This window comes from Streptomyces sp. NPDC048584 (genome assembly GCF_043199595.1).
Taxonomy (GTDB): Bacteria; Actinomycetota; Actinomycetes; order Streptomycetales; family Streptomycetaceae; genus Streptomyces; species Streptomyces edwardsiae.
The window spans coordinates 30,778-42,614 of record NZ_JBICWF010000003.1 but is presented as its reverse complement, the minus strand read 5'-3'; the positions used below and the strand labels follow the sequence as shown (position 1 = coordinate 42,614).

Annotated in this window: 8 protein-coding genes; 3 read left to right on the top strand and 5 right to left on the bottom strand. The window is 75.2% G+C overall.

From position 1 onward, the window contains the following. Positions 1 to 16: 16 nt before the first annotated feature. The gene (locus ACGFR9_RS08130; RefSeq protein ID WP_393204098.1) at positions 17 to 469 is read right to left on the bottom strand and encodes a flavodoxin family protein; all 453 of its coding nucleotides are present in this window, start codon (positions 467 to 469) and stop codon (positions 17 to 19) included. A gap of 90 nt (positions 470 to 559) precedes the next feature. Here ACGFR9_RS08130 and ACGFR9_RS08125 point away from each other — a divergent pair, with 90 nt between their 5' ends. After that, a complete protein-coding gene (locus ACGFR9_RS08125; protein WP_393204096.1) occupies positions 560 to 1,246 on the top strand; it encodes a class I SAM-dependent methyltransferase in 687 nt (228 codons plus the stop codon). 12 nt (positions 1,247 to 1,258) lie between these two features. On the opposite strand, the gene ACGFR9_RS08120 is transcribed toward ACGFR9_RS08125, so the two are convergent. From ACGFR9_RS08120 to ACGFR9_RS08105, 4 genes are all read right to left on the bottom strand, one after another. Next, the gene (locus tag ACGFR9_RS08120; RefSeq protein WP_393204094.1) at positions 1,259 to 1,855 is read right to left on the bottom strand and encodes a hypothetical protein; all 597 of its coding nucleotides are present in this window, start codon (positions 1,853 to 1,855) and stop codon (positions 1,259 to 1,261) included. Between the two features lie 106 nt (positions 1,856 to 1,961). Continuing rightward, positions 1,962 to 3,035 (bottom strand): zinc-dependent alcohol dehydrogenase family protein, encoded by a 1,074-nt coding sequence (locus ACGFR9_RS08115; RefSeq protein WP_393204092.1) that lies wholly within the window; start codon positions 3,033 to 3,035, stop codon positions 1,962 to 1,964. 274 nt (positions 3,036 to 3,309) lie between these two features. Next, positions 3,310 to 7,635 (bottom strand): cation-translocating P-type ATPase, encoded by a 4,326-nt coding sequence (locus ACGFR9_RS08110; RefSeq protein ID WP_393204090.1) that lies wholly within the window; start codon positions 7,633 to 7,635, stop codon positions 3,310 to 3,312. Between the two features lie 24 nt (positions 7,636 to 7,659). Beyond that, the gene (locus ACGFR9_RS08105; protein WP_393204089.1) at positions 7,660 to 8,214 is read right to left on the bottom strand and encodes a hypothetical protein; all 555 of its coding nucleotides are present in this window, start codon (positions 8,212 to 8,214) and stop codon (positions 7,660 to 7,662) included. Positions 8,215 to 8,608: 394 nt separating this feature from the next. Between ACGFR9_RS08105 and ACGFR9_RS08100 the strand changes: the two genes are divergently transcribed. Together ACGFR9_RS08100 and ACGFR9_RS08095 are read left to right on the top strand one after the other, a co-directional pair. Continuing rightward, entirely contained in the window at positions 8,609 to 10,273 is a 1,665-nt protein-coding gene (locus tag ACGFR9_RS08100) for an alkaline phosphatase D family protein (RefSeq protein ID WP_393204087.1), read from the top strand. Between the two features lie 159 nt (positions 10,274 to 10,432). Further along, a complete protein-coding gene (locus ACGFR9_RS08095) occupies positions 10,433 to 11,809 on the top strand; it encodes a trypsin-like serine protease (RefSeq protein WP_393204085.1) in 1,377 nt (458 codons plus the stop codon). Positions 11,810 to 11,837 lie beyond the last annotated feature (28 nt).

Genomic DNA, 11,837 nt, shown 5'->3' with positions numbered 1-11,837 from the left:
GAACCTGGGGCGGGGCTCAGTCCATCAGGCCGGCGGCGAGCGTGGCCCCCAGTTCCCAGCACCGCTCGACGGCGGCCCTGTCGGGTTCGCCGGTGACGGTCACGGCGTCGGCGGCGCGGCGCCAGCCGAGGCCGGTCGTGACCGTCTCAATGCCCCGGACGGCGCCCGTGACGTCGTTCCCGCCGTGCACGTAGTAGCCGAAGGGCCGGCCGCGGGTGGTGTCCAGGCACGGGTAGTAGACCTGGTCGAAGAAGTGCTTGAGCGCCCCGGACATGTAGCCGAGGTTGGCCGGGGTGCCGAGGAGATAGCCGTCGGCCTCCAGGACGTCGGCGGGGGTGGCGGCCAGCGCCGCGCGCCGTACCACCCGTACATTCTCGATCTCCGGGTCGGTGGCCCCGGAGAGGACGGCCTCGAACATCGCCTGGCAGTTGGGCGAGGGCGTGTGGTGGACGATCAGCAGTGTCGGCACACCCCGACCCTGCCGTGCCGGTCCGGGCGCCCGCAAGCCGCCACGGGCGGTGTCCGTGGCCCGTTGTGACGGCGGGACGGGGATGGCACGATGCCCCGCATCGGTACGCGACGGACGGGGTGTGTCTTGTTCGACGAGGATCACGGGTCACCGGCGGCTGCGGTGTTCGACGCGCTGGGCGGCGAGTACGAGAAGGCGTTCGCCTCCTCCCCCGCCCACCGCCGCTCGCTGGACCGGCTGCTCGGGGAGCTGGCGCCCGGCAGCAGCGTGCTGGACGTGGGCAGCGGGACGGGCCGCCCGACTGCCGCCGTGCTCGCGGGGGCGGGCCATCGGGTGCTGGGCGTCGACGTGTCCCCGGTGATGGTGGAGATCGCTTCCCGGCAGGTGCCGGACGCCGGATTCCGGTGCGCGGACGTCCGGCGGATGCCGCTCGAGGACGGTTCGTACGACGCGGTGTGCGTGTACTTCGCGCTGTTGCAGATGACCCGCGCGGAACAGACGGAGCTGGTGCGCCGGCTGGCGAGGGCGCTGCGGCCGGGCGGCCTGCTGGTCCTGGCCACGGTGCCGCTGGACGTCGAGGAGTTCGACGGTGTCTTCATGGGCCAGGACGTACGGGTCACCAGTTTCGCGCCCGAGGACGTCGTGAACCTGGTACGGGAGGCGGGCCTGACGGTGAAGTGGCGGCAGAAGGTGATGTTCACCCCGACCCACCCCGACGCCCGCCCGGAACCCCAGCTGTTCCTGCACTGCGGGCGGGAGGACGCGGAGGCTGCCTGACGGGGTGGCTGGTCAGCCTGTCATGCGTTTGCGCCAGGTCGGTTCCACCTGGCGCCATTCCGCTTCCCATTCGGTCATACGGCGCAGTTGCATGCGGGAGCGGGTGATCCAGCCGGCGAGGACGACCAGGCCTCCGGCGGCGACGGCGACCGTGCCCCCGGACATCACGGTCTGGAAGCGGGCCTCGGCGCCGTCGGGCGGAGCGGAGACCAGGCGGCCCGTGGTGTCCGTCCACACGGTGACCTCGCTGCCCTCCGGGCTGCCCGGGTCGACCTCCGCCCTGCCGGTGTGGGTGCTGCCGTCGGCGGCCGTCCACCGCACCTTGGCCCATACGCCGCCGTCGCCGTTCTCCGTCACCGGGGCGGACAGGGACCCGGCGTCCTCTTCCAGTACGGCCGGGACGGGTGTGGTGCGCTCCCGGCGCTCGGCGAGGGACCCGTCCACGACCGCCGCCGCCGCCAGGCCACAGAGCGCCCCGAGCAGTACGGCGAGGACGGCCGTCGCGGCCAGCAGCCACGCCTCGACCAGATCGCTGCGGCGGCGCAGCGGGTTGCGCCGCCATCGCCACAGCCGCACCCTGCGGACCCTCGCACCATGCGTCATGGCCATGGGAGGTCACCTCCTCGCGCGGGTACCGAACGGCGTCCTTCTCCAGGGTGGACCCGGCCGCCCCGGTCCCGCATGGGCCGAACGGCCCGATCCTTCCGTGTGCCCGTCAGACCGTGGGATGCACGGGGACCACCTCGTGCTGCGGAACGCCGAGGACGACCTTGAGCGCCCCGGTCTCGGCGGCGTTGCCGAAGACGTCGTAGGCCTCCTGCATGTGGTCGAGCGGGAACGTGTGGGTGACGAGCTGCCGGGTGGGCAGCCGGCCGGCGGCCGCCATCCGCAGCAGGGTGGGGGTGGAGTGGGTGTCGACCAGTCCGGTGGTGATGGTGACGTTCCTGATCCACAGGTCCTCGAGGTGGAGCGTGGCCGGGGCTCCGTGGACGCCCACGTTGGCCAGGTGTCCGCCGGGCCGTACGACACGGGTGCACAGTTCGAAGGTCTCGGGGAGACCCACCGCCTCGATGACCACGTCGGCGCCGAGTCCTCCCGTGAGGTCCGCGATCAGCTGTTCGGGGTCCTCGCCCGCGTCGGCCACGGCCTCGGCCCCGAACTCCTTGGCCGCCTGCAGCCGGGAGGCGGCCCGGTCCACGGCGACGACGCGCTCGGGCCCGAACAGCCGGGCGGTGGCGATCGCGGCGAGGCCGACGGGGCCCGCGCCGACCACGACGACGGTGTCGCCGGGACGTACCCGTCCGTTGAGCACGCCCACCTCGTAGGCGGTGGGGAAGATGTCGGCCAGCAGGACGGCGTCCTCGTTCGCCACCGTGCCGGGCAGCGGGTGGACGGACAGGTCGGCGTGGGGGACGCGTACGTACTCGGCCTGCGTGCCGTCGATCAGGTGGCCGAGGATCCAGCCTCCGCCGCCGCGGCACTGGCCGTACATGCCCTCGCGGCAGTAGCCGCAGCGGCCGCAGGCGGAGATGCAGGAGACCAGGACGCGGTCGCCGGGGCGGACGGTGCGGACGTCGGTGCCGGTTTCCACGATCTCGCCCACCGCTTCGTGGCCGAGGACCGTGCCGGGGCGGACCTCGGGGACGTCGCCCTTGAGGATGTGGAGGTCTGTTCCGCAGATGGTGACCGCGTCGACGCGGACTATGGCGTCGGTGGGGTCTTCGATGGCGGGGTCGGGGAGCTCCTGCCAGGTGGACTGGCCGGGGGCGTGGAAGACGTAGCCCTTCATGTCCTCACCCTTCGTGCGGCGGGTGTTGGGGGGCCGGGGCCGTTGGGTGGGCCTCGGGGTGCCCTGATAGTTCCAGTCTGGGCGCAGGGGGGTGGATTCGCTCGGGCGGATGGGTGGTGCGGCTTCGAGGGGGGTGGGTGGGGGTGGGGTTCAGCCCCTCTTTCTCGCCCCCGCCGCCCCGTCCCGTCGCTGGGGGCTGCGCCCCCCAGACCCCCGTCGCGCCCGCGCGGCGGGAGCCGCACATCGGCACCGCCCCGCGCCCCTGAGGCCTCTTTCAGGCGACCGGGCGGGCGATGCCCGTGGTCAGGAGGTGGCGGGTCCGGGTGGTGGAGGTGGCCAGGCGGTGGGTCAGACGGGAGATCAGGGTGTAGAGGGGCTGGAGGACCGCGAGGTGTTCCAGGCGGGGAGTCAGGGCGGACAGGGTGATGGCCAGGGCGACGCCTGTCCAGGCGACCGGGCCCAGCGGGGTGCAGCCGAAGAAGTGGCTGACGCCCGGGGTCTGGACCAGGGCGGCGAGGACCAGGGCGGAGCCCAGGGCCGTTGTCCAGACCAGGGGGCTGCGTCGGCGGCCGGAGAGGGTCTGGACCAGTTGGGCGCCGACCACTCCGCACAGGGCCATCGTGGTGGAGCGGCGTTCCGTGCCGGGGGTGAGGCGGCCGATCAGATAGGCGGTGACCGCGCCGAGGCAGGTGATGATGCCGCGGCGGCGGATGGAGCGGAGCAACGGTGTGCCGAGGACGTCGAGGCCCATCGGTCCCGTCGCGGCGTGTGCCGCCGTCGAGGGGTCGTCGCTCGGGGTGACCGCGACCGCCATGGCGGGGAACATGTCGGTGAGCAGGTTGACCAGCAGCAGTTGCCGCGTCGACAGCGGTGAGGACCCGGCGAGCAGGGTGCCGAGGACGCTGAAACCGACCTCGCCCGCGTTCCCGCCGATGAGGATGCTGACCGCGTCGGCGACGCTGCGCCACAGCGCGCGGCCCTCGGCGACGGCGTCCACCAGGACGGACAGGTCGCCGGTGGTGAGCACCAGGTCGGCGGCGTTGCGGGCGGCGGCGGAGCCGCGGGCCTCGATGCCGACTCCCACGTCGGCGGCGCGGATGGCGGCGGCGTCGTTGGCACCGTCGCCCGCCATGGCGACCACCCGCCCGGCCTGCTGCAGTGCCTCCACGACGTGCAGTTTCTGTTCCGGGTCGACCCGGGCGACGACGCCGGCGCCGTGCAGCGCGCGCACCCTGTCGGAGCGGCCCATGGCGACCAGTTCGTCCCCGGTGACCACCTCGGTCCCCTCGGGCCAGCCCAGTTGCAGGGCGATGGCGCGGGCGGTCTCCGGGTGGTCGCCGGTGAGCATGACGGGCAGGATGCCGGCCCGGCGCAGTTCGGTGAGGAGTTCCCGCGAGGTGTCGCGCGGTACGTCCGCGAGGGCGACGAGTCCGGCGAACTCAAGGCCGGCGAGGCCGGTGTCGAGTTCGGCGTCCGCGTCGGGACCCTTCAGCGGGCGGTGGGCGACGGCGAGGACGCGCAGTCCCTGCCCGGCGAGCGTGTGGGCGGTGCCCGCCGCCTCCTCGGGAAGGTCCCGGCAGGCGGGGAGGACCGTCTCGGGGGCGCCCTTGACGACGAGGAGTCCGGTGTCGCCGTCCCGGCCGACGGCGGCGGCGTAGCCGCGGCTGGCCTCGAAGGCGAGTTCGCCGTCGGCGCTCCAGCCGGTGTCGGGCGGGGCGACGTCGAGGACGGCCTCGTCGGTGGCGTGGACGACCCGGCGGCCCTCGCTGGTCTCCTCCCGCGGGCAGGCCCGCGCGGCGAGTCGTACGACCGGTACGGCGTCGGCGGCGTCCGGGACGAGGACGGTGCCGTCGGCGGTGGCCACCCGGACCAGGCGGAGCCGGTTCTCGGTGAGGGTGCCGGTCTTGTCGAAGCAGACGGTGTCGACCCGGCCGAGCGCCTCCAGGGTGCGCGGGGTGCGGACCAGGACACCGCGCCGGGAGAGCCGGCGGGCGGCGGCCATCTGGGCGACGGTCGCGACGAGCGGCAGCCCTTCGGGTACGGCGGCGACGGCCACGGCGACCCCGCCGCTGACGGCACGCCGTACCGGGCTGCCGCGCAGCAGGGACAGTCCGGTGACCAGCGCGCCACCGGTGAGGGTGACCGGGAGGGCCTTGCGGGTCAGTTCCTGGAGGCGGGCCTGGACGCCGGCGGGCGGCGGGGTGCGGGCGGCCAGGGCGACGGCGCGTCCGGCCTCGGTGCGGTCGCCGGTGTCCACGACGAGCGCCTCGGCCCGCCCGGCCACGACGGTGGTGCCTTCGAAGACCATGCAGGTCCGCCTGGCGACGGGCGCGCCCGGTGTGGGGTCCACGGATTTGGTCACGGGCAGGGACTCGCCGGTGAGCGCGGATTCGTCGACCTCCAGTCCGTCCACCCTCAGCAGCCGGGCGTCCGCCGGTACGACGTCGCCGGCGCCGAGGCCGATCCGGTCCCCCGGCCGCAGCCGGGCGGCGTCGACGGTGACCGTGCGGTGCCGGGTGACCCGGCGGCGTGCCTGGGGCTGCTGCCGGGCGGCGAGGCGGGCGAGGGCCCGTTCGGCGCGCAGCCGCTGGAGTCCGCCGGCGACCGCGTTGATGTCCATGGCGCCGACGACGAGCAGCGCGTCGACGACGGAGCCGAGCAGCGCCGAGGCGACCGCCCCGGTGGCCAGGACGGGGGTGAGCGGGTCGTCGAGTTCGCGGCGTACGGCGCCGGCCGCCTGCCAGGTCCAGCGGGCGGGGGCCGTCAGGGGCGTACGGGCGAGGCGTGCGGCCCGCCGCCGGGCGCGGCCGGCGAGCAGGGCGAGCCCCTCGGGTTCGGCGTCGGTGCGGACGTCGCGCAGCAGATGGCGGGCCTCGTGCGGTTCGAGGGCGTGCCAGGGCACGTGGAGCCGGGGTTCGGGGGGCGCGGCGCGGGCGACGCGTACGGCCTCGGTCCAGCCGGTGAGCAGGGCGCCCACCGCGGCGATGTTCACGGGGCCGTGCCGGGTGAGCCGCTGCCAGAGCCGGCCGCCGGGGGCGCCGCCGCGGGCCACCATGAGGCCGGACAGGGCGGCGCCGGCGCGGGCCAGGGTCTGCGAGCGGCGGCCGACCCGGCGGGCGGCGGGGATGGCGGTCAGCAGGCGCCATACGTCGGCCGGTCCGCCGGGGGCGAGGGCGTCGGCGCCCCAGGCGATCGCCGTGCGGGTGTCGGTGAGGGCGATCGCCACATCGCCCGCGGGCAGGCCCTCGGCCACATCGTCGTCGCCGTGCGCGGACACGCGGGCGACGCTCACGACGATGTGCCCGTCGTTCTGCAGGGCCCGTACGACGTCGCCGAACGGCAGGTCGGCGGGGGCGACCTCGTCGGCGAGGCGGGTGATGTCCTTCAGGTCGGCGCCGCCGCAGACCACGACGTGCAGTCCCGCGCGGCGGGCCGCGTCGAGGACGGCCTCGGCGCAGGGGTGGACGGGGTCCTCGAACGGGGCGGGCTCCGTGCCGGCGGGCGGGGCGTGCCCGCGCAGGGCGTCGGCGTGCAGGACCAGGGAGTCGGCGATCTCCAGCTGGCGCAGCCGTTCGCCGCTGCGGACGAGGACGCCGGTCAGGGCGAGGTGGGTGCCGAGGACGGTCTCGAAGGCGGCGGGGCCGTAGCGGGCTGCCTTGGGGGATCCGGCGAGTACCGCCTCGGCTGCCTCCGTGGTGTCGCGGGTGACGAGGAGGGTGGCGGCGGCGCCCGCGACGCTGCCGGTGCCGGCGTGGGCGGCGTACGCCTGGGCGGGGGTCACGCGCAGCGGCGGGCGGGTGCCGGCGGGGCAGGGGAGGCTGGTGCGCGCTTCGTCGCAGACGTCGTCGTGCAGGGCCTCGAAGGCGGCGGCACGGGCGGTCGCCTCGGTCAGCTGGCCGGTGCGCAGCAGCCCGTCGAGCACGAGGGAGACGGGCGACTGTCCGGCGCCGTGCGCGGCGGCGTTGGCGGCGGCGAGAAGGAGTTCCATGCCACCGCGGCCGAAGCGCCGCCGCAGCAGGGCGCGGAAGCGCGGGTTCTCGCGCAGCAGGGTGACGGCGGCGGTGAGCGCCTTGGGTCCGGCGGGCAGGCGCAGCGACCGGCCGACGAGGGCGCCGGTCACGCCGGCGGCGTCCAGCAGCAGCGCGGCGGCGGCGATCCGTACCTCGCGGGGGTCGCCGGGGTGGGCCGTGTCGTCCTCGTCCTCCTCGGGGCCGGCGTCCTCGGTGAGTCCGAGCCGGCCGGCGAGTTCGACGGCGTGCTCGGTCACCCGGTCGCCGGCGGTGTCCGTCACGGCGGTCACGACGAGCCGGGCCAGCCCCTCGTCCCAGTACGCGGTCAGGACGTCGGGGTGGTCGAGGAGTTCGGCGGCGACCTTGCGGGCGAGCGGGGCGGCGGGGCCGTCCGGGTGCCGCAGGGCCAGGTGGACGCGGTGTCCGGCCCGCCAGTGCCGGCCGCCGCCGAGGGCGTTGCGGGCTACGTGGCCGAGGCGGCGGGTCGTGTCGTGGACGGACGTCATGCCCTGTGCGGTGCCGCGGGCGGCGCCCGCCGCGGCTCCCGCCACGGCCCCCGCGAGGGGGGCGACGTCGAAGCGTGTGAGCATCTGTGGGGGTCCTGTGCTCGTGACTCAGCCGGAGTGCCGGGCGTCACGGGGCTGTCCGGCCGTGGTGTCCCGTTCCGTGTGCGGGCCGTGGTTCCTGGCGGCCTCGGCCACCTGCTTGAGGGCCGAGGCGGTGGCGGTGTCGCCGACCTTGGCGGGCTGTTCGCGCACGGGCCGTTCCGTGCGGCCCTCGCGGCGGCGGGAGAGGGCGAGCCGGTCGCCGGGGCCGGTGGGCTCGACGGGGGGTGCCTGATCGGCCGTCTCGTGGGGTGCGTCCGCGCGGGCCGGTGCCGCCGGGAGCGGTTCGGCGGTACGTCCCCGCGCGGGGCGCGGCCGGGTGAGCCAGGCGACGGCCGCGCCGGTCAGCGCCACCGGCCACTCGACGACGCCGGCCACACCGAGGACCCCGGCTCCGGCGTAGACGGCCATCCGGCGTCCGCGCGGGGACACCGCGCCGATGGCGTCCAGGGCGCCTTCGGCCGCCCTGCCCACCCGCTCGGCGCCCGGCAGCTGCCGCAGGCCCGAGGCCACGGCCCGCAGGGGCCCCGGACGATCCGGCGGACGAGTCGTGTCCTGCTCCATGTCGACCTCCACGCGCACGGCCCCGCAGGGGGCGTTCACAGGCCTCTCGGCCTTTCGCCCCATATTCGACCGTGAAGGCATGAAGCGCCCTTCTTGTACGCCCGTGACGGCGAGAACCCCGGCCCGCACCCGCGCGGGGCCGCCCCGCCGGAGTGCGGGCCGCGTGCTCGCACGAACGCGCCGGGCCGGCGAAGGGAGCGGCCGCCTCGAAACCGCGCCTCGGCCGCGATCGGGCCGCCACGAAGGCGGCCGGGCGGCCCGGCCCGCGTACGGCCTCCCGTGTGAACTCCCCGCAAGGCACGCACGTTTTGAGCATTTTGTCCGCTTAGCATGCTGACGTCGTGACTCATGATCCACTCCACTCCGCAGACCGACCCGCACGAGAGGACACCCGATGGCGCCGTCGGGCCGTACCGGACCGCTGTCCGGGCTCGCCTTCACCCCGCAGGACGCCGAACTGCGCGCCGCCGCGCGGCATCCGGCCCGCCGCCGGTTCCTGACCCTCACCGCGGCGGCCGCCACCCTCGCCTTCACCACCGGCCTGCCCGCGCGCGGCGCCTTCGCCGCGCCCCGGCTGGAGGCGGCCCGGATCGCCGAGGACCCGTTCACGCTCGGGGTCGCCTCCGGGGACCCGCTGCCCGACTCGGTACTGATCTGGACCCGGCTCGCCCCGTCCCCCTTCGAGCCCGACGGGGGACTCGGACAGCAGCAGGTGGAGGTGGACTGGGAGGTCGCGCTCGACGAGGCGTTCGTCGTGGTCGTACAGCGGGGCACCGTGGTCGCCCACCCCGAGTACGGGCACAGCGTGCGGGTCGACGTACGGGGCCTGGATCCCGGCAGCCACTACCACTACCGCTTCCGCACGGGCACCTGGATCAGCCCCGCCGGCCGTACCCGCACCGCTCCGGCGGCCGGCTCCGACGTCGCGCGCCTGCGGCTGGCGGCGGTCGCCTGCCAGGCGTACCACGACGGCTACTACACGGCCCATCGGCACCTCGCCCGGGAGGACGTCGACGTGGTGTTCCACCTCGGCGACTATCTGTACGAGTACGCCGTCGACCCGGCGGGCGGCGCCCGCGCCTACACCGACGTCGTCCTGCCGGACGTGTTCAACCGCGAGACGACGACCCTGGCGGACTACCGGATGCGCTACGCGCTCTACAAGAGCGACCCCGATCTGCGGGCCGCCCACGCCGCCCACCCGTTCGTCGTCACCTGGGACGACCACGAGACCGAGAACAACTACGCGGGCGCGGCCGACGAGAACGGCAGCGACCCCGCGCGTTTCCTGCCCCGCCGCGCCGCCGCCTACCGCGCCTACTGGGAGAACCAGCCGCTGCGCGCCGGCCAGCTCCCCGACGGCCCCGACGCCCGGCTGTTCCGCCGGCTGCACTGGGGCACTCTCGCCCAGTTCGACATCCTCGACACCCGCCAGTACCGCTCGGACCAGGCCTACGACGACGTCCCGCATGTGCCGGGACCCGAGTCGGACGACCCGGCCCGCACCCTCACCGGGGACGCGCAGGAGCGCTGGCTGCTCGACGGGTGGGGCGCCTCGACGGCGCTGTGGAACGTGCTGCCGCAGCAGGTGTGCTTCTCGCAGCGCCGGTTGGACCTGAACGCCGAGGCGAAGCTCTCCATGGACGCCTGGGACGGCTACCGCGCGAGTCGCGGCCGGCTGGTCGCGGGCGCGAAGGCCGCCGGTGTCGACAACTGGATGGTGCTGACCGGTGACGTCCACGTCGCGTACGCCTTCGACATCAAGGACGACTTCGACGACCCCGGCTCGGCGACCCTGGGCACGGAGCTGACCTGCACCTCGGTGGCCAGCGGGCGCGACGGCGCGCGGCGGCCCGCCAACTGGGACACGTACACGCGCGCCAACCCGCACCTGAGGTTCTACGACGGCCGGCGCGGCTATCTGCGACTGGAGCTGGGCCGGCAGAACGCCCGGGCCGACTACCGGATCGTCCCGTTCGTGACGACGCCCGGCGCCTCCGTCTCCACGGCCGCGTCCTTCGTCACCGAGGTGGGCGCGCCGGGGCTGACCCCGGTGTGACCCGTACGGGTGGTCCGGCGGGGCGGCGCCTACTGCACTCGGGTCGCTTCGCGTCATCAAAGCGGTGATTCCGGCGTGTCCCGACATCGGGCCGGGTGTCCCGGGCAAGGCCTAAGTCTCCTCCGCAGCTTCGCACCACGAACCAAGGAGACGTACCGCATGGTCTTCAGACACGCCCGGACCGCGCGCCGGTCGGCCCTCACCGTGCTCGGCGCCCTCGTCCTCGCCGGGCTTCCCCACGCCGCGGTGGCCGATCCCACGCCCGCGGCGGGGCCGGCGCCGAGCGCCGCCCAGACGCTCGGCGCCGACCGGCCGTCACCCCAGCTGCTCGCCGCCATGGAGCGCGATCTGGAACTGGACGAGGGCCAGGCCTCGGAACGGCTGGTGAACGAGGCGGAGGCGGGCAGCAGGGCGGGCCGGCTGCGCAACGCGCTCGGCGACCGGTTCGCCGGCGCCTGGGTGCGGGGAAGGACCTCCGGGGAGCTGACGGTCGCGACCACCGACGCCGGCGACACGGCCGCCATCGAGGCGCAGGGCGCCACGGCCAGGGTGGTCCCGCGGACGCTGGCCGGTCTCGAGGCGGCCAAGGCCAGGCTGGACGCGGCGGCCGCGCAGGGCAGCACCTCCGAAACGCCCGTCTGGTACGTCGACGTGCCGAAGAACCGGATCATGGTGCAGGCGACCAGCCAGGAGGCCGGGGCCGCGTTCGTGAAGGCCGCGGGCCTGGAGGGCGAGGACGTCGGCATCCGGATCACGACGGTACGGCCGCGGCTCCTGCAGGACATCACCGGCGGCGACGCCTTCTACATCGACGACGCGGCGCGCTGCTCCGTCGGGTTCTCCGTCACCCAGGGCGCGCGGGGCGGTTTCGTGACCGCCGGTCACTGCGGCAGGGCCGGGGCGACCACGACCGGGTACGACCGCACCGCGCAGGGCACCTTCCAGGCGTCCACGTTCCCCGGTGTGGACATGGCGTGGGTGGGCACCAACGAGCAGTGGAGTCCGACGCCGGACGTCAAGGCGCAGGACGGCCAGGAGGTGCAGGTGACCGGCTCGGCGGAGGCGCTGGTCGGGGCGTCGGTGTGCCGGTCCGGCTCGACCACCGGCTGGCACTGCGGGACCATCGAGCAGCACGACGCCAGTGTCAGCTACCCCGAGGGCAGGGTCGACGGGCTGACCCGGACGACGGTGTGCGCGGAGCCGGGCGACTCCGGCGGTCCGTACGTGGCGGGCGCGCAGGCGCAGGGCGTCACCTCGGGCGGGTCCGGCAACTGCACGAGCGGTGGTACGACGTTCTACCAGCCGGTCAACGCGATGCTCGGTGAATTCGGGCTGACCCTGACGACCGCCGCCGCCGCGCAGACCACGCCGGACGAGCAGCAGGAGGACGGCGCGCAGGCGTGGACCGCCGGCCGGGTCTACGAGGCGGGTACCACGGTGACCCGGGACGGGGTGCGGTACCAGTGCCTGCAGACGCACCAGGCCCAGGGTGCGTGGGCGCCCGCGAGCACCCCGGCGCTGTGGCAGCGGATGTGACGCTCCGACGGTGACGGCGCCGGTCCCG